At 36.1% G+C, this 23718-nt stretch carries 20 protein-coding genes and 2 pseudogenes; 14 read left to right on the top strand and 8 right to left on the bottom strand.

Annotation, left to right across the window (positions count from 1 at the left end):
• Positions 1 to 94 precede the first annotated feature (94 nt).
• Genes QUF93_RS06720 through QUF93_RS06730 form a run of 3 tightly spaced genes read left to right on the top strand, consistent with a single transcriptional unit; the run spans position 95 to position 2340 of the window.
• A complete protein-coding gene (locus QUF93_RS06720; protein ID WP_289358233.1) occupies positions 95 to 892 on the top strand; it encodes an amino acid ABC transporter substrate-binding protein in 798 nt (265 codons plus the stop codon).
• A complete protein-coding gene (locus tag QUF93_RS06725) occupies positions 879 to 1577 on the top strand; it encodes an amino acid ABC transporter permease (protein WP_088057654.1) in 699 nt (232 codons plus the stop codon). Before QUF93_RS06720 ends, QUF93_RS06725 begins: the two co-directional genes overlap by 14 nt.
• 28 nt (positions 1578 to 1605) lie before the next feature.
• A complete protein-coding gene (locus QUF93_RS06730) occupies positions 1606 to 2340 on the top strand; it encodes an amino acid ABC transporter ATP-binding protein (protein WP_289358234.1) in 735 nt (244 codons plus the stop codon).
• A 51-nt stretch (positions 2341 to 2391) separates the two neighbouring features.
• On the opposite strand, the gene sasP is transcribed toward QUF93_RS06730, so the two are convergent.
• Positions 2392 to 2595 (bottom strand): small acid-soluble spore protein, SasP family, encoded by a 204-nt coding sequence (gene sasP / locus QUF93_RS06735; RefSeq protein WP_000013349.1) that lies wholly within the window; start codon positions 2593 to 2595, stop codon positions 2392 to 2394.
• Between the two features lie 548 nt (positions 2596 to 3143).
• Here sasP and QUF93_RS06740 point away from each other — a divergent pair.
• Positions 3144 to 3389 (top strand): hypothetical protein, encoded by a 246-nt coding sequence (locus QUF93_RS06740; protein ID WP_002116517.1) that lies wholly within the window; start codon positions 3144 to 3146, stop codon positions 3387 to 3389.
• 16 nt (positions 3390 to 3405) lie between these two features.
• Here QUF93_RS06740 and QUF93_RS06745 read toward each other — a convergent pair whose 3' ends face one another.
• Together QUF93_RS06745 and QUF93_RS06750 are read right to left on the bottom strand one after the other, a co-directional pair.
• On the bottom strand, positions 3406 to 4866 hold the full coding sequence (locus QUF93_RS06745) for a spore coat-associated protein YheD (protein WP_289358235.1): 1461 nt from the start codon (positions 4864 to 4866) through the stop codon (positions 3406 to 3408).
• A gap of 20 nt (positions 4867 to 4886) precedes the next feature.
• Positions 4887 to 5939: a YheC/YheD family protein gene (locus QUF93_RS06750; protein ID WP_289358236.1), complete on the bottom strand. Its 1053-nt coding sequence runs from the start codon at positions 5937 to 5939 to the stop codon at positions 4887 to 4889.
• A gap of 125 nt (positions 5940 to 6064) precedes the next feature.
• On the opposite strand from QUF93_RS06750, the gene QUF93_RS06755 reads away from it, so the two are divergent.
• Both QUF93_RS06755 and QUF93_RS06760 read left to right on the top strand, forming a co-directional pair.
• Entirely contained in the window at positions 6065 to 7210 is a 1146-nt protein-coding gene (locus tag QUF93_RS06755; protein WP_289358237.1) for a DUF445 domain-containing protein, read from the top strand.
• Positions 7211 to 7352: 142 nt separating this feature from the next.
• The gene (locus QUF93_RS06760) at positions 7353 to 7706 is read left to right on the top strand and encodes a YlbF/YmcA family competence regulator (protein ID WP_002116527.1); all 354 of its coding nucleotides are present in this window, start codon (positions 7353 to 7355) and stop codon (positions 7704 to 7706) included.
• A gap of 204 nt (positions 7707 to 7910) precedes the next feature.
• Here QUF93_RS06760 and QUF93_RS29000 read toward each other — a convergent pair.
• Positions 7911 to 8021, bottom strand: a pseudogene (locus QUF93_RS29000) (NDxxF motif lipoprotein); the annotation flags it as partial.
• Positions 8022 to 8342: 321 nt separating this feature from the next.
• Between QUF93_RS29000 and QUF93_RS06765 the strand changes: the two are divergent.
• The gene (locus QUF93_RS06765) at positions 8343 to 9422 is read left to right on the top strand and encodes a tetratricopeptide repeat-containing glycosyltransferase family 2 protein (protein WP_289358238.1); all 1080 of its coding nucleotides are present in this window, start codon (positions 8343 to 8345) and stop codon (positions 9420 to 9422) included.
• 174 nt (positions 9423 to 9596) lie between these two features.
• On the opposite strand, the gene QUF93_RS06770 is transcribed toward QUF93_RS06765, so the two are convergent.
• Positions 9597 to 10211 (bottom strand): DNA-3-methyladenine glycosylase, encoded by a 615-nt coding sequence (locus QUF93_RS06770; RefSeq protein WP_002116530.1) that lies wholly within the window; start codon positions 10209 to 10211, stop codon positions 9597 to 9599.
• A gap of 134 nt (positions 10212 to 10345) precedes the next feature.
• On the opposite strand from QUF93_RS06770, the gene QUF93_RS06775 reads away from it, so the two are divergent.
• Positions 10346 to 11218 carry a Cof-type HAD-IIB family hydrolase gene (locus tag QUF93_RS06775; RefSeq protein ID WP_289358239.1) on the top strand — a complete coding sequence of 291 codons (873 nt, stop codon included), beginning with the start codon at positions 10346 to 10348 and terminating at the stop codon, positions 11216 to 11218.
• Positions 11219 to 11524: 306 nt separating this feature from the next.
• Here the strand turns inward: QUF93_RS06775 and QUF93_RS06785 are convergent, their stop codons facing one another.
• Positions 11525 to 12655: an RNA-guided endonuclease InsQ/TnpB family protein gene (locus QUF93_RS06785; RefSeq protein WP_289358240.1), complete on the bottom strand. Its 1131-nt coding sequence runs from the start codon at positions 12653 to 12655 to the stop codon at positions 11525 to 11527.
• Positions 12655 to 12786 (bottom strand): hypothetical protein, encoded by a 132-nt coding sequence (locus tag QUF93_RS06790; protein ID WP_289358241.1) that lies wholly within the window; start codon positions 12784 to 12786, stop codon positions 12655 to 12657. Before QUF93_RS06790 ends, QUF93_RS06785 begins: the two co-directional genes overlap by 1 nt.
• A gap of 795 nt (positions 12787 to 13581) precedes the next feature.
• Between QUF93_RS06790 and QUF93_RS06795 the strand changes: the two genes are divergently transcribed.
• The 4 genes and pseudogenes from QUF93_RS06795 to QUF93_RS06810 all read left to right on the top strand — a co-directional run.
• Positions 13582 to 15072 carry a coproporphyrinogen III oxidase gene (locus QUF93_RS06795; protein ID WP_289358242.1) on the top strand — a complete coding sequence of 497 codons (1491 nt, stop codon included), beginning with the start codon at positions 13582 to 13584 and terminating at the stop codon, positions 15070 to 15072.
• Between the two features lie 245 nt (positions 15073 to 15317).
• The gene (locus QUF93_RS06800; RefSeq protein WP_289358243.1) at positions 15318 to 16874 is read left to right on the top strand and encodes a fatty acid--CoA ligase; all 1557 of its coding nucleotides are present in this window, start codon (positions 15318 to 15320) and stop codon (positions 16872 to 16874) included.
• Positions 16875 to 17530: 656 nt separating this feature from the next.
• The gene (locus QUF93_RS06805; protein ID WP_434476090.1) at positions 17531 to 20047 is read left to right on the top strand and encodes a Cna B-type domain-containing protein; all 2517 of its coding nucleotides are present in this window, start codon (positions 17531 to 17533) and stop codon (positions 20045 to 20047) included.
• 91 nt (positions 20048 to 20138) lie between these two features.
• A pseudogene (locus QUF93_RS06810) lies at positions 20139 to 20405 on the top strand (MerR family transcriptional regulator); the annotation flags it as partial.
• A gap of 362 nt (positions 20406 to 20767) precedes the next feature.
• On the opposite strand, the gene QUF93_RS06815 reads toward QUF93_RS06810, so the two are convergent.
• On the bottom strand, positions 20768 to 21238 hold the full coding sequence (locus tag QUF93_RS06815; RefSeq protein ID WP_289358245.1) for a hypothetical protein: 471 nt from the start codon (positions 21236 to 21238) through the stop codon (positions 20768 to 20770).
• Between the two features lie 387 nt (positions 21239 to 21625).
• Between QUF93_RS06815 and QUF93_RS06820 the strand changes: the two genes are divergently transcribed.
• Together QUF93_RS06820 and QUF93_RS06825 are read left to right on the top strand one after the other, a co-directional pair.
• The gene (locus QUF93_RS06820; RefSeq protein ID WP_289358246.1) at positions 21626 to 23104 is read left to right on the top strand and encodes a SulP family inorganic anion transporter; all 1479 of its coding nucleotides are present in this window, start codon (positions 21626 to 21628) and stop codon (positions 23102 to 23104) included.
• Positions 23105 to 23337: 233 nt separating this feature from the next.
• On the top strand, positions 23338 to 23709 hold the full coding sequence (locus QUF93_RS06825) for a hypothetical protein (RefSeq protein ID WP_289358247.1): 372 nt from the start codon (positions 23338 to 23340) through the stop codon (positions 23707 to 23709).
• Positions 23710 to 23718 lie beyond the last annotated feature (9 nt).

Genomic DNA, 23718 nt, shown 5'->3' on the forward strand with positions numbered 1-23718 from the left:
TAAATAAGAACATTTTTATTGAAAAATTGTTTGGAATTGCATACAATCAATATAGATTTTGAATTCCTATCAGAATACTTGGAGGACTACTACCATGAAAAAATTATTTTCAGTGCTTGCAGTAACTACATTAGCGATTGGGATTGTAGCGGGCTGCGGCAAAGAAGAGAAAAAAGATACAGCTAGTCAAGATGCGTTACAGAAGATAAAACAAAGCGGTGAGCTTGTAATTGGTACAGAAGGTACATATCCACCATTTACGTTCCACGATACAAACAATAAATTAACTGGATTTGACGTTGAATTAGCAGAAGAAGTTGCAAAACGTTTAGGTGTAAAACCTGTATTTAAAGAAACACAATGGGATAGCTTACTTGCAGGAGTAGATGCGAAGCGTTTCGATATGGTTGCGAATGAAGTTGGTATTCGTGAAGATCGTCAAAAGAAATATGATTTTTCTAGTCCATACATTTCTTCTTCAGCAGCATTAGTTATTGCGAAAGATAAAGATAAACCTGCTACATTTACTGATGTAAAAGGATTAAAAGCAGCACAATCTTTAACGAGTAACTACGCAGATATTGCTAAGAAAAATGGTGCGGAAATCGTTGGTGTAGAAGGATTCAGCCAAGCAGCTGAATTATTAAGTTCTGGCCGCGTTGATTTCACAATCAATGATAAATTATCAGTGTTAAACTATTTAGAAACGAAGAAAGATGCAAAAATTAAAATTGTAGATACAGAAAAAGAAGCATCACAAAGTGGATTCTTATTCCGTAAAGGTAGCGACAAACTTGTACAAGAAGTAAATAAAGCGTTAGAAGATATGAAAAAAGATGGTACGTACGATAAAATAACGAAAAAATGGTTCGGTGAAAATGTTTCTAAGTAGTGCAGTCGTCTCAGATCGATTGTCTACATGGATAGATATTATGCAGACTTCCTTCACGCCTATGCTGAAGGAAGCTGTCTTTACGACAATTCCGTTAACGCTTATTACATTTATTATCGGTATTATACTTGCGACGTTAACAGCGCTCGCGCGTATTTCAGGTAGTCGTATTTTACAATGGATTGCTCGTATCTATGTATCTATCATTCGCGGAACGCCACTTCTTGTACAGTTATTTATTATTTTCTATGGTCTTCCAACTCTTAATATTGAGGTTGAGCCATATACAGCAGCAATTGTTGGTTTTTCATTAAATGTCGGTGCATATGCATCTGAAATTATTCGTGCTTCTATCCTTTCAATCCCGAAAGGACAGTGGGAAGCAGCTTACACAATTGGGATGACATATCCGCAAGCATTAAAACGTGTTATTTTACCGCAAGCAACGCGTGTATCAATCCCACCGCTTTCGAATACATTTATTAGTTTAGTGAAGGATACTTCATTAGCATCGCTAATTTTAGTAACAGAAATGTTCCGAAAAGCGCAGGAAATTGCGGCAATGAACTATGAGTTTTTAATTGTTTATTTCGAAGCAGGTCTAATTTATTGGGTAATTTGCTTCTTATTATCTATCGTGCAACAAATATTAGAAAAACGTTCAGAACGTTATACTCTAAAATAACCCTTTCATAAAAGGAGTTTTTGTTTTTATGATTTCAATTCAACATTTACAAAAAAGTTTCGGAGATAATACCGTACTAAAACATATAGACTTATCAGTTGAGAAGGGCGAAGTGGTTGTTATTATCGGGCCATCTGGATCTGGTAAAACGACATTCTTACGTTGCCTCAATGTGCTAGAAACGCCGAACGCTGGTAACATTCGCATCGGTAATAAAGAGCTTAATTTCTCTCAAAAAGTATCGAAGAAAGATATTGTAAATCTTCGTACGCAAACAGGTATGGTGTTCCAGCACCATAATCTATTTCCTCATTTAACAGCACTTCAAAATGTAATGGAAGGGCTCGTTACAGTGAAAAAGATGGGGAAAGAAGAAGCGGAGAAAAAAGCAAACTACTTCCTTGAAAAAGTTGGTCTTGCGGATAAAGTAAACTTATATCCGTTCCAATTATCAGGCGGACAACAACAGCGCGTTGGAATCGCTCGTGCGCTTGCGATGGAGCCAGAAGTTTTACTATTTGATGAGCCAACATCAGCACTTGATCCGGAGCTAGTTCAAGAAGTTTTAAAGGTTATGAAAGAACTTGCTAAAGAAGGAATGACGATGGTCATTGTAACGCATGAGATGCGCTTTGCTCATCAAATTGCGAACCGTGTTATTTTTATGGATGGCGGTGTCGTTGTCGAACAAGGTACACCAGAAGATGTATTTACAAATCCAAAAGAAGAACGAACGAAGAAGTTTTTACAAATGTTGCAATAAATTAAGGAAGGTCTCAGGGCATATGCCCTGAGACCTTTTTGCCATGTATATTTATTTTTGGAATCCGCCAAGGCTTTGCTCAGCCATTGCAACTAAACGTTTTGTAATTTCTCCACCAACAGAACCGTTAGCGCGAGCCGTAGAATCTGCTCCTAATTGTACACCAAATTCTTGAGCGATTTCGTACTTCATTTGATCGATTGCAGCTGTTGCTCCTGGTACTACTAATTGATTGTAAGAACTTTGGTTTGCCATAGGAATATATCCTCCTTAGAGTTATAAAAATTTTTTTGGTTGGACTAGCTGGATTTGAACCAGATTATCGCCCCGTTTGGCGCTAATCCATCGGTAATTAAGTTTGTACTCATAGTATGGATGTTACCTAGAAAGATATACAAAATAATAATTTGTAAATTTTGTAAAAAATATTTCATCATTTCGTAAATTATGAAATAAGAGTAATCGTTGTATTTTTAAGAAAGAAGGCTAAACTAAGAGCGAAATCATATGCGTTAATTTTCTATGTATAATCAGCTATGCTTATAGCTTAGTAAAATAAAGTGAAACTTTAATCAGTGGAGGTGTTCATCCCTCACTGATTATTAGCCTTCACCAATCAGGCGTTTACTGCCCGGCAAATAACGGGATAAAAATTAAATCGGCATCAACTGTGTATCTCTGTTTTAACTCGAGATAGGGCAGGAAAAGGAACTAACCGCTCTTATGCATGGCTAGGTGCTCTCTTCAATTTAAAAAAGAGGCTTTTTAATTGTTTTTAAACGATAACGTATGGAGGAATCATGATGGGAATTTGCCCGCTTTGCAACGCATTAGAATCACAAACATATTCTTGTCAAAATTGCCAAGGTATACTCCAAGATTATGGGAAAACTGTAGATTACATAGATGATTACAGTGCGTATATGGATCAGGAATTGTTAAATGCGGTAGATGGTTTAACACATAAGAATTCACAGGAGTATTGCAAACATGTTTTTTATTGCGGAGTATGTAATGTGGAAACAGAGGTTGTAGTGAAACTTGTGTAAATAGAAAACTTCCACCTTATGAATGAGGTGGAAGTTTTTGTTTTTGTATTTGTGAGTTAATCATAGGAGAAGGGATATTTTCGGTGTTTGATACAGGCCCCGATTTTATTTGAGACATTTTTTCTTTTGAATCACGCAAAGAATGTTCAGTTAAGTAGATGGCATATTCGTAAAATAATTGGCGCGTCAGTTCACTTTGTTCTTTTAACTTTTCATCTTGGAATACAGTTCGCCCAGGTTTAGAATTTGCTTCAAATAACCAAGGGTTTTCCATCGTGTCCAAACCAATATCAAAACCAATTTCTCCAATGTTGCCGGTTACTTGTTCATCGAGCGCGTAACTTATTTGTAAGGCGGTATGTTTTAATTTATTTTCAATTTGAACTTGTTTCGTTGAATCTGGAAAAAGCTCTTGCAGTAATTTTGTATCACCACCGCTATTTACATGAGTCGTTAAGCTACCTTTTCCAGCGATTTTGGCGACAATTGCACTAACTACCCAATTGCCAAAATGGTTTTTATTTGTATGAATACGAAAATCGACGGGTTGCCCTTCGAAGCGGAGCAGCGAGATACCTTGCTGTACGATAAACTTTTTTAAATCATGTCCTTTTAATACATGGTTCAGAAGTGTTTCTAATGATTGATACTTTCTTAGTTTATTTTGGTCATTTTCACGATAACGACAATAGTAGCAATTCTCAGTTTGAGAATAGAGTATTTGATGAATGTTTCTTCCGAAGCTACCATGTATTGGTTTCATATAAATATACTTATACGAACCAAGAAGTCGTTCTACTTGTTCAAAATGTTGAAACGCTTCTGTTTTTGGTAAGAATGGCTTAATCGAATCTTCTTTTATTAGAAGTTGATGAACTTCCCATTTGTTGAAGAACCCTGGATTAAACCATGGAATTGCATATTTACCTTGTAATCGTTTCTTTGCTCTTACGATAGGTTTGTAATTTTCTGCTTGGCGATTCGGTAATCGGTCGTAAATGACATTTGGTAAAGGGACTTTGTTTCTTACCCATTTTCCTTCTTGAAAGAAGTATCCTTCAATTGTTTCTTCCTCCCAATTTATATGTTGAACGCCAAAGACAAATACAAATGGTCGTAATGTGAATGGCGGTGTTAGTAACTCGCCGAGAGAAGTTGAACGATTTCCTAAAGGTGTAGGTGATTCATCGTTAAAACCAGTTGTGAAAATCCCGATTAATGGGCCGAAAATGATTGTTTCATTTTGTGTGAGGGCATGGATTGTTGTTGAGTCTGGAAGTAAAAGTTTTTCTGCAATTTGTTTTCCGATAGTGATTTCTCGAGTAAATGAATAATGAATTTTAATATTTTCACATGTGATATAACGTACACCAAAGGAAAGTGATGTAATTGGTGGTGTAATAGAAAAAACGTAAGGTAAAGTAATACTATTTGGATGCTCATCTGAAATGATTAATGTATATATGTGCTCTTTCAACGGGGATTCGCCTCCTTTCGTTATGGTGTAAATCGGCTAAACTTTAATGGGCCGTGGAAAATTTGTTCAGCCAGTTCGTCGTTGTAACCAGTATAGACTTCGTAAGACGGCATCGTATTGACGTACATAAGCCAAATGGCACCTTTTTGATCCATAATGGTAGAAAGCTCTAATTCAAATAATGACGAATAGGACTGATCGAGTGTTTTAAACACTTCATTTACAACATCATGTAAAGCATCTTTCAATAATTGAACACCAGTTGAAGAAAGCAAATATTTAATTTTGGAAAATGGATGTAACATGGACCGCTCTGTTACTGAAAGTAAAAATTGCGCTGGGAATGAAGACTTTTGTATGAATTGACCAAGTACTTCCCAATTCTGTTCTTTATTTTTTTGCATAATGGTTCGAATATGAATTGGATAGGATAGTTGATTTGGAGGTTGTAACATTGGATGGATCATATAATGGGATGCGTGTACGTTCGATTTGCACCATGATATAAAGTCATCTGTCCGTTTGAATTGAGTAGAAGTATGATGCTGTTCATTTATTGTATCGATATGAAATGTTTTATTTTTGTAAGTGGCTCGATATAAGTTTTCATTGGAATGTATATTGAGTGGTCTTATAATGATATCTCTTGTTTCTAGTAGTAATTTGAAAATTCCTTGTACGGTTCCTTTTTTTATTTTTGGTATGTAAGGGGAAAGACGTTTGTTAGTAAGAAAAAGATTGTGCAAATCGCTTGGATTAATAAGCGTGTTATTTAAAAAAGTAGTGGAAGAACGTTTGTGTAATGAATGAATAATTGTTTTTGCTTGTTGGAATTCCTCATCCTTTTTGAAATGACAACGATCATATATATATGAAGGAATGGGGAAGGTTTGATCTATCCAATTTCCCGTATCTGTATCGTAAATAAGACCGGAAATAAGGTCAGTCTTTGAGTCAATGCTAAACGGTGTGAATTGGGCGACGACGTTATGATATAGACGGGCTCGTTTAGCGATTTCGGTGTAATACATTTGCTCGTGATGAAATTGAGAAGTTAAAAGACCAAGAACCAACGAAATCACTCCTTTATTAACAAGATGTTTGCATAATAGGCGAAGCTATATATTGCAAATACATTTTTATACCATTATACTTTTGTCCGTATGATGATATGCTATAGTTTTGGAGAAGTGAAAGGTTGATTATGATGAATATATGGTTGAATATGTTAACAACGACAGGACTTGGGGCGATTATTGGAGGATATACGAATCATTTAGCAATAAAAATGTTGTTTCGTCCTCATCGTCCTATTTATATTGGGAAGTTTCAAGTTCCATTTACGCCAGGATTAATTCCGAAGCGCCGGGATGAGCTCGCTGTTCAATTAGGGAAAATGGTTGTAGACCATTTGTTAACACCAGAAGGAATCGGAAAGAAACTAACAAATGAAGAGTTTCAAGCCAGTTTAGTTCGCTGGGCACAAGTGGAAGTGGATAAAGTAATTACGAATGAACAAACGTTACGGGATATGTTAGAAAAATGGAATTTAACACATGTAGAAGAAGAGGCGACTCAAAAAATCGAACATGTTATTACAGAAAAAATTCATGCATTTTTAGCAGAGTACTATACATATACATGGGAACAAGCTTTACCTCATTCTGTTCATGAAAAAGTAGAGAATGCGATTCCAAATGTAGCGTCTTTTATTTTGAAAAGAGGAATTAGCTTTTTCGAAAGTGAAGAAGGAAAGGCACGTCTTTCAAAAATGATTGATGATTTTTTCGCTTCCAGGGGAACGTTGCTTAACTTAGTTGGTATGTTTTTAGGGAATGTAAGTTTAGTGGATCGTGTGCAGCCGGAAGTAATTAAGTTTTTAGGACAAGATGGAACGAAGCAGCTTTTAAGCGATGTACTGCAAAAAGAGTGGGAAAAGTTAAAAGGAAGAGATGTAAAAGAATTAGAAACGTTTGTAGAGAAAGAAATGATTGTGAGCTCCATATTGTCAGCGGTTAAAGTAGAGGAAACAGTGAGTAAATTTTTAAATCAGTCTGTTCAGCAAGTATGTGAGCCAGTTCGCGAAACAATCATTGAAAAAGTGGTTCCTAGCCTGATGCAGAAATGTTTGAAGTGGGGGACAGAAAACACCGGAAGTATATTGGAAAATCTACACCTTGCGGAAATTGTCCAGCAAGAAGTATCTACATTTTCTACAGAAAGATTAGAAGATCTTGTATTGTCTATTACAAAAAATGAGTTGAAAATGATTACGTATTTAGGGGCATTATTAGGAGGAACGATTGGATTTATGCAAGGATTGTTGCTCTTGTTCCTTAAGTAATAAAGATGGGTACATAGAAATAAAAGTGAAATTTCTTCACATCTCTTGCATAGTTTGATATGGTAAGAAGAGGTGCGTATAAACAGCACTTAAAAGGCAGTGCGGGCGAAAAGCGCTAGCCTTCTAAAGGAGGAAAAATAAAATGACAAAAAACATTCATGATGTTGCATATGAATTACAAAAAGCAATCGCTGAAAACGAAGATTTCCAAACATTAAAAGCAAGCTACGCAGCAGTACAAGGAGATGCAGAGTCAAAGAACTTATTTGAAGAGTTCCGTACGATGCAACTTGGCTTACAACAGAAAATGATGCAAGGCCAAGAAATCACAGAAGAAGACAACCAAAAAGCACAAGAAGTTGTAGCTCGCATTCAACAAGATGCAAAAATTACAAAGTTAATGGAAACTGAGCAACGTTTAAACATCGTTATCACTGACGTTAACAAAATTATCATGAAGCCACTTGAAGAATTATATAGCGCGCAACAAGCGTAATGATAGAAGAAGCTCCTACTATAGGGGCGTCTTTTTTGTTTTCTATCATTAAGTTTATCCCGCTATTTGCGGGCAGTAAAACTCCCACCTTAAAATTCGGCTGAAGCAAAGGAGTTAGGTGGGAGCCCTGCTGCCCGTAAACGCCCGATTGGTGAAGGCTAATAATCAGTGGGGGATGAACAAAACCCCCACTGATTATAGTTTCACTTTATTAAAGCGCTTTGTGAAAGAAAACCCTGTCTTGAACAAGTTATCAACTGGTGTGAGTTTGTCTGTTTCCTAATCTAGTTCTATTGAAAGCACAGTAGACGCCGCTTGTTGAAGTGACGAAATCACAACCGATTTTTTGTTTAAAGATATGGACAGAACGCTGGCTGAATTATCAAGAGAAAACTTAGAGAATGATATTGTGGCCGCGAAAGGTGCGGAGTAAAAGGAATCGAAATTATGTACTCTCTATATAAAGAACCGAAGTCTTGTTCAGGCTTCGGTTTTTTTATTGATGCGCAATCTTCTCGTGAAATCCCCCTGTACCGTCTTATTATGTTTCATTTGTAAAATGAAAACTCGATTTTGAAGCAAAAGAAATATAAATTTCTCTCCAAACATATACATCAAAAGGATAGGGGGGATATGATGGGAAACTCAATTACTATTAGTTTATGCATGATTGTAAAAGATGAAGAACAAACTATATCAAAATGCTTAGAATCGGTCAAAAGTGTTGTAGATGAAATTATTATTGTAGATACAGGTTCAACAGATGCTACAAAAGAGATTGTGAAGAAGTACGATGCGAAAGTTTATGATTTTCAATGGATTGAAGATTTTTCAGCGGCACGAAATTTTGCATTTTCTAAAGCTACAAAAGAATATATTCTTTGGCTAGACGCAGATGACATAATAGATACGGAAGATAGAAAGAAATTGCTACAGTTAAAACGTACGTTAGATCGTAGTACGGATGCAGTATCTATGAAATATTATTTAACTTTTGATATAGAAGGGAATCCAACACATTCTTTAAGGAGATATCGATTAGTCAACAGAAGTAAAAATTTTCAATGGTATGGATTTGTTCATGAATATTTAGAGGTGTATGGAAATCTTGTAAATAGTGATATAGGAGTAAGTCATAAAAAAGTAAAAGCATATACTAATCGTAATTTGAAAATATATGAAAAACATCTGGAGAGTGGAAAAGAATTTAGCCCCCGCGATGTGTACTATTATGCAAATGAATGTAAGGATCACAGACTATATGATAAGGCTGTTAAGTGGTATTCCAGATTTTTAGATGAAGAAAAAGGTTGGGTTGAAGATAATATTCAAGCTTGTTTAAAAAGAGCCGAATGTTACTTAGAGTTGGGGGACCTTAAACAATCTATTGATTCTTGTTTACAATCATTTATGTATGACACACCTAGAGGAGAACTTTGTTGCCACTTAGGAAGTGTGTTTTTGCAGAAAAACGAATATTCCAAAGCAATATATTGGTACCATGCAGCAATTGACGGACCACGACCAATAGATTCTCCATTTGTCCGGGAAGAGTGTCATACATGGTTGCCGCATATTCAACTATGTATTTGTTATGATCGAATAAAAGAATATGAAAAGGCAATTTATCACAACGAACAAGCTGCACAGTTCATACCTAATAATCCAAGTATTGAATACAATAGAAAATATTTTGATGGTTTATTCAAAAAATAGTATTTAATAATACTAGATAATCATTTCGGCTTTTTGATATGCGATAAATTACGAAATTGCCTTCGTATGTTTGTTGGTTTGGTCACTTGCAAATATACAGGATGGGGCGATTTTTTTATGCAAAAAAAGGAGCTATCCTATAAGTTGGTTTCACTGACTTATAGGATAGCTCCTTTACTTTGAAACAAACGGATGCTTTTCATAATAAAACCGCCATGGATAGTGAACGGCTTCTTCTGCATAATCAATGTTAATACGTGGACCAGCCAGTATGTTATGTGTGGATGATAAATGGTCTTCTTCCGGAACTAATTCAATATGTAACGTATCACTTTGAAGTGATACTCCGCGCTCTTCTAAAGTGATTCCGAGTGCACGGCATAGTTTTCCAGGGCCATTTGTTAAGTTTTTGTACTGTGCTTTCGTAATGTCAGTTTTGTTGTAGCGCGCTAGTTTCATGTCTTCGATTCCGTCTACAGGTTCAAGAGCACGAATGAGAACTCCTTGCGGGGTGCCGATTGGTGCTGTAATTACGTTAAAACAATGATACATACCGTAAATTAAATATACGTAAGCATGTCCTGGTGCGCCGAACATTACTTCTGTTCGATCAGTCCGTCTGCCTCCGTAACTATGAGCGGCCTTATCATCTGGACCTTTGTATGCTTCTACTTCTACAATAATTCCGCTCCGCTTTATGCCGTCTACAATATGAACGAGTTTATGTCCGAGTAACTTTTGGGCGATTTCTAATGTTTCGCCTTCATAAAAAGAAGGTGGTGCCTGCATTGTATGATCTCCTTTGTCAGTTGTATATGTATATAGTAAACCAAATTTTGAGTAGTAATTCTAACTCGTTCTATTTGCTACATTTATTTCATAAAGTATGGATAGAGTACAACAGCGAAGAGGGGGAGTGCGACATGATTTATCGCTTACTAGCTCTTAATATAGATGGGACACTACTATACAACAACGGAAAAATCGCAAAAGGGTTACGGGAAACGATTGATTTTGTGAAAAGAAAAGATGTATACGTTACATTATTTACGAATCGTAATTTTCAATCTGCTCATAAAATAGCGAAGGCGTTAAAATTAGATTCTATATTAGTTACACATGGCGGTGCTTTCATTTCAGCGACGTTAGATAAGCCGTTCGTTCAAAGGAGATTATCTGAAGAGAAAACCTTTAATATCGTGCAAGTGTTAGAGCATTTTGATTGTAATGTTCGCATTTCTCATGAACGATTTTCAATTGGGAATCGTGAGAGAAATACACCAAACTTAATTGGGCGTACTGTATTATCAAGCACAGATCCGTTATTTTATCCGGTTCAATTTGTAGATTCGCTAGGGGATGCACTGCGTGATCATCCAGTAGCTGCACCGAAAATTGATATTGTTTTCCATACGAAAGGTGAAAAAGAAAGAGGGATGAATACGTTAAGAAAGGCATTTCAAGATGTAGATTACGTCGAGTGTGATGCGAGGCACATAGAAATTCTCCCTCAAAATGTATCAAAACTACGTGGTTTACAATTACTTGGGGAGCATTTAAATATTCAACTTAGTGAAATGGTCGCGATTGGAGATAGCATAGAAGACTTAGATGTAATTGAAAATGTTGGGCTCGGGGTAGCGATGGGGAACGCTCCTGTGGAATTAAAGCAAGCCGCAGACTGGATTACACGTTCTAATACTGAAAACGGCGTAGAGTATATGATTAAAGAGCATTTCCGCAAACAATTCCCGCTTCCATTTTTAAAGAATCATAAACATACACCGAAACGATGAAAAAAAAACGTAGCTTTTTGGCTACGTTTTTTTATGCGGTATGTCTTAATTTTTTAATTTGTTATGTTTTCCAGGTTCGTCTTTAAATTTAACATTAGCGCCAGATTGTGTTTGTTTACTATTAAAAAATGGTTCGATTTTTTGAATATCAGATTTGGAATAGCCGATACGATAAACTTAACTAAATCTATACAATTCAATCAAATTTACACAAGTTAGTGCTTCATCGTGTTCTCGCAACCCCGAAGGGACGAGGGGTATAACACTCCACACGAGGCAGTATCGTTACCTCCTATTATCAAGCATTTATTTTACCCATCTTGATAAATTTATCGCAGCATTTAAATCTCTATCGTGATGGCTATTGCATGGAACACAGTCCCATTCACGAATCTTTAAACTCCACTGTCCTTCTGGCTGAACTGAATGGTCGTATTTTACTCCGCAACATGAGCAAATCTTGCTTGAAGCGAACCATTTATCAGCTTTTACATACTCAATGCCGTACTTCTCACACTTGTATGATAAACATTGAAAGAAGAAGTTTAATTTTTGAAATGAAAATGCTTTCGATAGTTTTTTGTTTTTTAACAGGTTTGAGATAGATAAGTCTTCCACAACAATCCTCATTGGTTTGGTTTTCACCAATTTAGCTGTTGCTTGATGGATATGGTTATTTCGGATATTCGTAATTTTCCTAGACAACCGAAGGTGTTCGTTTTTTGCTTTTTCATATCCTGCGGATTGAACTTTTACACCTTTTGTAAATCTCCTAGACATATCTCTTTGCGCTGACTTTTTCCTTTTCAAAAGTTTTTTAACCTTGGCATCTTTGTTTATATTTCGTTCTTTCGTACCATTAGAAGCTACAAACAGCTCTTTTAAACCAACATCCACACCAATCGACTCATTGGTTAGTTCTTGTGATTCAAAGTCTTCTTGGAACCCTACACTAATCCACCAGTGACGACCATCAAATGTAACTCTTGGATTGGATGGTTTTTTGTTTCTTGGTAGTTGTTGGCTTGTTTTCACTTCTCCAATAGACTGAATATGAACTACTTTCTTTCCAATAATCAGTCTTTCATAATTGGCATAAAATCCTTGGATTAAATCTTTTTTAGATTTATAAGAAGTGTGATAACCATTTTTGTACTTTTCGAACGAATGTTTCCTCGCCTTGTCAAAATCTTTTGAAGCCTGTTTGGGAACTTGTGCATTGATGTCTTTTAACCACTTATATCTCTTTCGCTTCTTGATCTTTGTAAATCGTTTCTGTAAAGCTAACTGTGAAACAGATTTTCCAAATAGCTTATAGTATCTATCACTCATTCTTTTACAATAGTTATAAGCGAATCTTGCAGCACCAGCATGGTTTCTAAGCATTTTTTCTTGTTCAGGCGTTGGAATCAGTCTGACTTTCTTCGCCAATATCATCAGAATGTAACTCCTTTAATGAAAGATTTGTTCTTCTGAATAGTAGCGTGTTCCACCAGCATTCTCCTGAGACTACTCGGATGCAACAAACCTGTTAATTCTGATACTTGACTAACTCGTAAAAATTTCATTATTATTCTCACCTCATTGAATCTAACGTAGCACATACGTTCGATAAATTCAATAAAGTTTGATAGATTCAATAAAATTTATCTTGTTCAACTAAGGGCGCAATTCCTTAGCCAGTTCTCTTATGAACTTCTCATGTTTTCACATGAGCGCAGACTATATGTTTATCTCTTTAGAGATAGAGGATTTTTCCATCACCATAGGCTTGTGATGTACTCTCGTCAGTTATACGAGATAGTCGTTGAACGTTCATCTTATCCATTTTGACTTAGATGATTCGAGGCGGAAGACCCATTGTTCTAGTGTTTAGGATTTAACCTTGCACGATCTGATTGATTTTTTCTGCTTTCGCGACATTCACGCTCGCTATTTCTAGCCACGTTGTAGTTCAATCAGCTTTAGGGATTGCCCGCAGTTAACCCTCACTACTAGCCAATCACTTGATTAGTAGGGCTTACTGATATATTTAATTAACTTTAGTTATAATTGGTTAAATAAATCGTAACAGTTAATTACCCTTTTCTTGTAAATGCCACATTATATTTATAGTCGCTTCTTCTTTTGTTTTTGCGTCTCCTGAAATAAAGAAGCGGTTGATTGTACTTTTTAAAACGCTAAATATAGCGAAGTACATGTTATAGGAACATAAGGTTTTTATTCAAATTCCTCGCTCGTTCTACTCTTTTTCCTTACCATAGCTGAAATAATCATCTTATAAAATAAGGTAAAAGCTTCTGTATTGACCTGCAAACGCCCTTCAAGTAAACTAAAGAGAGTTTGTAAATGAAAAGGTGATAATGTTGTTAATTTCAATTAAAACGTTACAAGATGATCGTTTTTTACGTCCGCTACAAAATATTGGCGGTTTATTTTTTGAAGAGAGCAAGATAGGGTTTGAGCAAGAAGAAGCAAATCTTATCGTTGATATACAGATAGAAGGTAATGTGACAGCATCGGCTCGTTTAACGGATGTTGCAACCGGAAATGTGTATGAAGAGACATTCTCGAAAGATTTATCTGCTTTCACAGAAGAAAAAGAACGTATGAAGCAAGTGAAACATGTTGTTTCTTACGTATATCTTTCTGTGCTTCAACAGCTAACTGGACTTGAACAGAGCTGGGGAATTTTAACTGGGGTACGCCCAACGAAGCTCCTTCACAAAATGCTTCAAAATGGTATGTCAAAAGAAGAAGCGCATAAAGAACTTCGTGAAAGTTATTTAATTCATGAAGAGAAAATTGAACTTCTGCAACGTATTGTAGATTGTCAATTAGCGGTTGTTCCAGATCTATATCGCTTGAAAGAAGAAGTAAGTATTTATATCGGGATTCCGTTCTGTCCTACAAAATGTGCATACTGTACATTCCCGGCTTATGCAATTAACGGACGCCAAGGATCAGTTGATTCGTTCTTAGGCGGTTTACATTATGAAGTTCGTGAAATTGGTAAGTTTTTAAAAGAAAAAGGTGTTAAAGTTACGACGATTTATTACGGCGGTGGTACACCGACGAGTATTACAGCAGAAGAGATGGATATGTTGTATGAAGAAATGTACCAAGCCTTCCCAGATGTGAAAGATGTACGTGAAGTAACAGTTGAGGCAGGTCGTCCAGATACGATCACGCCAGCAAAGCTAGAAGTGTTAAATAAATGGAATATTGATCGTATCAGTATTAATCCGCAGTCATACCATCAAGAAACACTAAAGGCAATTGGACGTCATCACACTGTAGAAGAAACAATTGAGAAGTATCATTTAGCACGTGAAATGGGAATGAACAATATTAACATGGACTTAATTATTGGTCTTCCTGGTGAAGGGTTAGATATCTTCAAGCATACGTTAGATGAAACAGAAAAGTTAATGCCAGAATCATTAACAGTTCATACGTTATCATTTAAACGTGCTTCTGAAATGACGCAAAACAAACGTAAATATAAAGTAGCAGGTCGCGAAGAAATCACTGCGATGATGCATGAGGCGGAAGAGTGGACGAAAAACCACAATTACGTGCCATACTATTTATATCGTCAAAAGAATATTTTAGGTAACTTAGAAAACGTTGGATATGCAATACCATCGCAAGAAAGTATCTACAATATTGTTATTATGGAAGAAGTACAATCGATTATCGGACTTGGTTGCGGGGCATCAAGTAAATTTGTTCACCCACAAACAGGAGCAATTACACACTTTGCGAATCCGAAAGATCCAAAATCATATAACGATGGCTTCGTGAAATATACAGAAGATAAACTGAAAATTTTAGAAGAGCTATTCGTGTAAGGAGAAAAAGGCTGTCCCAATTTTGGGATGGCTTCTTTTTAATATAGGGGACTATTGCCCACCATTTTTGTTGGTAAATCGATATATCTTAAAAACCGCCGATATAATTTCATTTATCGTTGAACGGTCCATTTGTAAAACTATGTCGATAATAATCAGAAAAATTAGTCATATTATTAGAGGACAATGTCTACTTATAGACGAAATGATAGATTTATGAAAGAGAAAAGGGGGAAATTGTTGGCATGTACATGACGATAGGGAGAATCTTTGATTTAGCAGTTGGTAAGTATCCGAATAAAGAGGCGTTAGTAGAACCAGAAAAAAATATTCGCTGGACATATAAACAATGGGATGAGCAAATAAATAAAACGGCGCAAGCTCTATTGAAAGAAGGAGTAAGAAAGGGAGATTGTGTATCTGTTTACTTATATAATTGTCGTGAATTTGTAAACGTTTACTTAGCCTGTGCCAAAATTGGGGCAATCTTTAACCCGATTAATTTCCGCTTAAAAGCAAAAGAATTATCGTATATTCTCCAAGATGCAGCCTCGAAAGTAGTTGTCTTTGAAAAAGCAGTCGAATCAACGGTTGCTATGATTGAACGAGATTTTCCAAATTCGTCTTTTTGGTATGTAGAAGACGATGCACCTTCTTATGCTAGTTCCTATCATGAAAAAGTAAATGAAGCCTCAGCTGAAAAAGTAGATATTGTAGTCGATGAAATGGATTATTGTTCTATGCTTTATACGAGTGGTACGACTGGTCATCCGAAAGGAGTACTACATCGACATCGTGATATGGCTGAGCATAGTATGATTTGTACGTATTTCATAAAATATAACAGGGATAGTGCCGGACTTGTAGTCGCGCCTTTATATCATTGCGGTGAGTTAAACGCTGGAATCATACCGCGCATTCAAGTTGGCGGAAAGAATGTTATTTTACATCATTTTGATACGGATAGAGTATTACATACCATTCAAGAAGAGAAGATTACGACGTTTTTTGCAGCACCAACGATGTGGAATATGTTACTGCAAAAAGATCTAACTAAGTATGATTTAACTTCGATGAAGATTGGTGTATATGGCGGGGCTGCGATGGCACCAGCACTAGTGAAGGAATGTAAAGAGCGTCTTTATATTGATCTTGTCCAAATTTACGGAATGACAGAAATGGGACCTGTTGTTGCGTTTCTCGTAGAAGAGGATCAAATTACGAAAGCTGGTTCAGCTGGAACACCGTGCTTTAGCCATGAAATTCGAATCGTCAAACCGAACGAAGATGCACCGGCAGAGCCAGATGATGTATTGCCTCCTTATGAAGTAGGGGAGATTATTTTACGCGGACCAACTATGATGGCTGGTTATCATAACCGAGAAGAAGCAAATGCAAAATCGATGTATAAAGGATGGTATCATTCTGGTGATTTAGGCTACTTCGATAAAGACGGTTATTTATTCGTTGCAGACCGCGTTGATGATATGGTAATTAGCGGTGGGGTAAATATTTACCCGCGTGAAATTGAAGACTTCCTTCATAGTCACCCTGGTGTATTAGATGTTGCAGTACTTGGTGAGCCAGATGAACTATGGGGAGAGCGTGTCGTTGCGGTCGTTGTAAAGAAAGATGAAAATATTTCAGAAGCTGATTTAGAAACATATTGTAAAGAAAGTGATGAATTAGCAGATTATAAACGTCCGCGTCATTACTTATTTGTGGATGAACTTCCGCGTAATGCGAGCGGAAAATTACAAAAATTTGTGCTAAGAGAGTCGTTAAAAGGCGCGAAGAAATAGGGAGTAGAGCAGTCCTCTATACAGATAAGGCTACCTTTCTTAATAAGGAAAGGTAGCCTTATTATTGTAAAATTATCAAAAATGAGGAAATAGCATGCTTAAAAAATTTGTATGTACCCTCTATTTATACTTACTTTCAATTGTTATAGTAGGATATATTTTATTGCTTACTGTTTTAATTTTAAAACGATATGATTTGTGTTAAATAGGTTGGGTTTTGAAGTGATGAGAAATATTAAAATAGTAAATATGGATGTGTAATTTCGGAATATGTTCGTGCTTCAGTACTAGTGGAATAAAGTTATTAGGGGAGAATGGTAATGGATAATATTCGAAAGAGAAAAATGGTCAGTCATCAGATGACCGTATGAATGAAGTGGTCATTCAGTTCAATTTGGTTACTACTAACATAGTAACCAAATTAATATGTAAATGAACAGTCTTGTAATGCATTTTTATAAGTACTAATATTTATTGTTGGCTGCCAAAACAAGCGAACAATATGGTTAATGAATCGCTTTGTTACTGCTTTGTTTTGCATGATTAAAGATAGTTTGATGCTGCAAATATTCTTTAGTTGTAACTTTTTTTAAAAGTGGTTTAGGGTAAAAAGGATTTCACCGCAGAAAAATTTGATGATTAAAAATGGAGGCGTTATGAGTACATATTTAAAAAGAATATCTGTAATTTGTTTTATTTTTACTGTTATTATTGGACAAGTTTTTATGCCTATTATAAGTCATGCTCAAGAATTAAACACAACAGGATTAGTTGATAGTTTTGCATTTGAAAAGACAACATTAAATTATGGGGAAAAGACTACAATACATGTAAACTTTAGTGAAAAACCTGGAAAGAAGATGAAGTCTGGGGATACATTAACGTTAGCACTACCTCCAGAATTACAGGGTTATAGTGGAACGATTGCATTAAAGGATGAGGCAGGACGTGTTTTTGGAACGTGCCAGATTAATAGAAATAATGTGGTTTGTACATTTAACGATACGGTAGAGAAGCTTGAGAATATTCGAGGGAACTTTAATTTTACTGTTCAAGGTACGAATGTAGAAGCAGGAAAAACGAAAGATGTACAAACGAATTTAGGGACAAATTTAGAAAAACAAACGGTTAGCATTACCCACTCCAAAGGGGGCGGTACAGAACCGGGGATCTTTTTCTATAAAGCTGGTGATATTCAGCCAGACAAAAGTAATGAAATACGTTGGTTTTTAAATATCAATCTAAAGAAACAATATTTACATGACAATATCGTTTTGAAAGATACTTTACAAGAAGGACAAATGCTTAATAAAGATAGTTTTTATATAACTATTAATAGTAGAGAAAATTTGTCTCTTGAGCAATTTCAACAGCGAGGTTATGGATATATTAAGTTTACTAGTGATAACTCATTTGAAGTTGTAATTTATAGACATATGGCGAACGCTACTTCATTTACTGTTGCTTATAAATCAACTATAACTGAGAGTGGAAAAAGTTTAAAATTCCTACAAAATGACTATAAACTTGATTATCAAATTTTATATGAGAAACCTGTTTCAGAATCTAATAGTGTAAAGGTTGAAAATATATCATTTGGCGGCGGAGCTGAAGGGGATTTACCTGCGAAAGGAACGCTGCAAATTGTTAAGCATATTGAAGGGAACGAAGGGAAAGTTATCCCAGGTGTTTCTTTTAAATTGTACACAGAGTCAGGACAGCAAATTGGTGATTCTTATACAACGAATAAAGATGGAGTAGTTGAGGCATCAAATCTAACTCCAGGTAATTACTATGTACAAGAAATTTCAGCACCGAACTATGTAGAGTTCGATCCACAAACGAAAATTCCTTTTACAATTAAGAAGGATGATGTAAATGGAATAAAACTTATGGTTCCAAATAAGTTGAAAACTACATCTGTTGCAGGAACGAAAACGTGGAAAGACGACAAAGTAAAAGATCGCCCAGACAACATTAAAGTAGATTTACTGCAAAATGGTAAAGTCATTGCAACGAAAGAAGTTACGGCAGCAAATGATTGGAAATATGAGTTTGAAAAGTTACCAGCAGTTGATAATGAGGGAAAAGTTTATAAGTATGAAGTGAAAGAACAACCAGTATCAGGATATCAATCGAAAGTTAACGGATATGATATTACAAATATAAAGATCCATGAAGCAACAGAAGTAGAAGAGCAAGGTAAAGAAGAAACAACAGAAGAACTGGAAGAGTCATTAAAACCGGAAGAACCAAAGGTGACAGAAGAGCCGAATAACCCAGAAACACCAGAGGTAACAGACAAGCCGGAAATCTGGGTAAAACCAGAGGAAGAAAAGATTGAAGAAGAAACAACAGAAGAACTGGAAGAGTCAGTAAAACCGGAAAAGCCAAAGGTGACAGAAGAAGCGAATGAGTTAGAAACACCAGAGGTAACAGACAAACCGGAAATCTGGGTAAAACCAGAAGAAGAAAAGATTGAAGAAGAAACAACAGAAGAAATAGAAGAGTCAGTAAAACCGGAAGAACCAAAAGTTACAGAAGAAGCGAATGAGTTAGAAACACCAGAAGTAACAGACAAACCGGAAATCTGGTTAACACCAGAGGAAGAAAAGATTGAAGAAGAAACAACAGAAGAACTGGAAGAGTCAGTAAAACCGGAAGAACCAAAGGTGACAGAAGAACCGAATGTGTTAGAGAAGCCAGAGGTAACAGACAAACCGGAAATTTGGGTAAAATCAGAAGAAGAAAAAGTAGAAGTTGAAACAACAGAAGAGTGGAAAGAAGAAGGACTAGAGGTAAAAGAGCAACCGGGAGTACCGAACAAACCAGAGGTAAAAGAGCAACCGGAAGTACCAAGCAAACCAGAAGTAAAAGAGCAACCGGAAGTTTCAAACAAACCAGAAGTAAAAGAGCAATCGGAAGTTTTAAACAAACCAGAAGCTCAAGGTAAAGTAGAAGTGAAAAACAAACCAGAGGTACAAGATAAAGTAGAAGTACAAAACAAACAAGATGTACAAAATAAATCAGAAGTACCATCTAGTAAAGAAAGTAATAAGCAATCGAAGTTACTTCCTCAAACAGGTGGAGCAGCAACTGAATCTACTTCTATCCTTGCAGGTATGTTCGCATTAATTTTAGGAGCGATGATGTTTAGACGTAAAAAAAATTAATGGGCCTGAGGTTTAGTTTGAGAGCAAGATGTATGTGAAAAAGCGGAGACGATAGGTCTCCGCTTTTTTCTTATTTGTGCACGCAGCTAAGTGGGATGTAGAACCAAAGTATGTTTTTAATAAGGTACAAGATCATGTACATATGGAAGAGATGCAAAATATAAAAGTATTACCGGGCGGGAAATATGTAACATTAGCGTATAGTAAAGAAAATGAAGAGGAACGTAGAAATACCATGATTAAATATATAAAAGAAAACAATATCGAAGTGGAGAACTTTATTGAAGTGGAGTTAGTTAATGATTTTTTTAATACGGAGTCGTATAGTTGTCAAATTCAAATTTTTATCCCGCATTAACGGGCAGTAAAACTCCCACCTCAAAAGTCGGCTGGAGCAAAGAAGTTAGGTGGGAGATTAACTGCCCGTAAACGCCCGATTGGTGAAGGCTAATAATCAGTGGGGGATGAACAAAACCCCCACTGATTATAGTTTCACTTTATAGGGGATAGTGAGAATAAGAAGTTTTGATTCCATAATTTTATGGAATGGAGTTATATTCTTAGTTGGGAAAATTGCAACAGTGCATGAAAGTATATCGAACATAACTCTCATTATATCGACTTAAATACAAAATACGACAATAATAGCCTACCTATTAATAAAAAGAGGGCCGTCCCAAAAAATCTTTTGGGACGGCCTCATTAGTAGTAAGGAACGTATTATTTACGTGAGAAACCTTCTTCATCAAGGTATTCCGCAGCTTCTGGATAAGAGTTGAATGTACCGTCTAAGTTTACGCCAGCGTAAACGTTCCACATGTCATCCTCTGAGATAAGAGTTAGAATATGACCATCTTCGTTACGCCATTCCTCTTCGGCAGCAGGCGTCAATGGTGCTACAATTTCCTCTTGCTCCTGTGATAGACGTTCAATTACTTTTGCAATTAATGAACGCAGTTCTTCTTCTGAAAACTCACGGATGTTAATCATGCCTTTATCATCTGTTTTATAACCTTTAATGAAGTTTGCATATACAAATCCGTTTCCATTTGGGTGTAAATGATATACAACGTTCTTTTTATCTAAACGACTTTCTTCAAAGTGAAAGTTTACGCGTTTTAATGATACGTTCTTTCTTTCTAATTCCGGGAAAGATTCAATAATCGATAATTTTTCTTCAAAAGTTAGCATAGTGCCTCCAAGTATATAGTAAAAGATTTAATTTGTTCATTATAGCATAGTCAGGTTTGTTTCCAAAGATAGATTCGTCATATTGCTGTTTTTTAGTTTGACTTGGGAAGGTTATGTATAAATGTAGGCGTTTACTTCACGAGACTGTAAAGAGTTTTTTATAAATACGCTAACGAATGATTTGTTTTAGATGTACAATGGAACGTGGACTTTATCCCGCTATTTGCGGGCAGTAAGACTCCCACCTCAAATTTTGGCGAATGCGGGGAAGTTAGGTGGGAGTCGGGCTGCCTGTAAATGCCCGATTGGTTGGGGCTAATAATCAGTGGGGGATGAACAAAACTCCCACTGATTAAAGTTTCACTTTATACGAAGGTGGTTATTTATATGTTTCAAAAAATAGCAAAGGAATGTTTAGCTGGGTTTACTGTTGCGATTGTTGCTTTGCCGCTCGCAATTGCATTTGGTATTGCTGCAACTGGAACGTCTGAGGGAGCGTTAGTTGGACTATATGGTGCGATTTTTGCTGGTTTGTTTGCAGCGCTATTTGGCGGTACACCAGGACAAGTAACAGGTCCGACTGGGCCGATTACAGTTATTGCAACAGGCGTTATTGCAACTCACGGATTAGAAGCAAGCTTTATTGCATTTATGATGGCAGGGTTATTTCAAATCTTATTTGGTGTATGTAAGCTCGGCTCTTATGTTCGTTACATTCCGTATCCTGTTGTTTCAGGGTTTATGAATGGGATTGCACTAATTATTATTTTAGGTGAAATGAAGCACGTACAAAATAGCTTTCTACTCGTGTTATTAACGATCATTGTAATGATTGTTTCTGGAAAATGGATTAAGGCCATCCCAGCAAGTTTAGTAGCATTAGTAGGTGTTACAGTAACGTTGCCGTTATTTTCTTCTATGCTACAAGGACTTACCGTAAACTTACCATTTGTAGGAACTCTTTCTTTAAATAAGGTGATTGAAAAGATAGGTGCAATTCCAGAGGCGGTGCCATCTCTTCACGTACCGAATTTAGACGCAAATGGCATGTTAGCACTTGTATTACCAGCACTTAGTATTGCTTTACTAGGATCAATTGACTCATTATTAACGTCTGTCGTAATGGATAATGTGACGGGGACACGTCATAAAAGTAATAAAGAGTTAATCGGACAAGGGATTGGTAATATTGCGAGTGGTTTGTTCGGTGGATTAGCAGGAGCAGGTGCAACTGTTAGATCTATCGTCAATATAAGAAGCGGGGGGAAGACGGCACTTTCAGCTTGTATGCATAGTGTCATATTATTTATTTTCATTATGGGACTCGGTTCAGTGGTACAATATATTCCGCTTGCTGTATTATCAGGCATTTTAATTTTAACTGGCATAGGTATGTTGGATTGGGAAAGTATAAGGAAAGCACATGTAGCTCCAAAGGGTGATGTGATTGTAATGTTCGTGACGATGTTTGTAACAGTGAAATTCGATTTAATGGTTGCTGTTGCGTTTGGCATTATTCTTTCCTTCATTATATACATGGTGAAGTGTAAAGAACGTAAAGCTTCTATTATAAAAGAAAAAGAAGCGACGTATACGATTCAGGGACCACTTTCATTTCTATCAGTAGATCGTATTTTTGCTTCTTTACACGATGTGAAATCACCAGTTATTTTGCGTATGAAAGATGTACGCTATATGGATGTATCAGGAGCTATGGCATTATTAAACTTTGTTGAGCAATCGGATAAAGCAGGAGCGAGTGTGACACTTGAACACGTACATCCGCATGTTGAAAAGACGATAGTAATGATGGCGAATGATGAGCAAAAAGAGAAATTACAATTTTTGAAAACTAGAGCAATGTAATAATAAGAACTTTCACACTCTACAAAGTATTTCGTGTGAAAGTTCTTATTATTTTTACTGTGTTTATTATGTGTGAAATTCGTATATCTAGATGTTGCACGTTTGTTGACAATTGATTTTCTACGCAGTATAGTAACATCTTAGATTAGCAATGTGCTATTATAAGAAAGTATATGAATTTTGAGATTCCTTTATATTCAGAAGGAAGAGCTTTAAGCTGGAGGGAATATTTGATGTACAAACAGTTACCACATGGAGTGAAGATCGGGATTACACGATCAATTGTTGTTTCTTTTGAGAAGTATATGAAAGAAATTGAATGGAATGAAGAAAAATTTGATATGCAGCAATTTGTTGAACAGTGGAAACAATATTTATACACAAAATCAACTTGGATTAATAAAGTAGACGACGAGTTGAAAGGACATCCAGATTTCCATCAAGCATTAGCGATGAAAGTAAATGAAAAAATTAATGAACTTATTAGTGAGCAGCCGAACGAAGAACAATTAGAGCTGTTAAAAAAGAGCGACGTAAAGCATGTAGATGAAATGTGTAAACTAGAAGCGGAGTATCATATTGAACGTTTATTAGTAACGAAGTAGATTTTACAT

It is taken from the genome of Bacillus hominis (genome assembly GCF_030348325.1).
GTDB classification, from domain to species: Bacteria; Bacillota; Bacilli; order Bacillales; family Bacillaceae_G; genus Bacillus_A; species Bacillus_A hominis.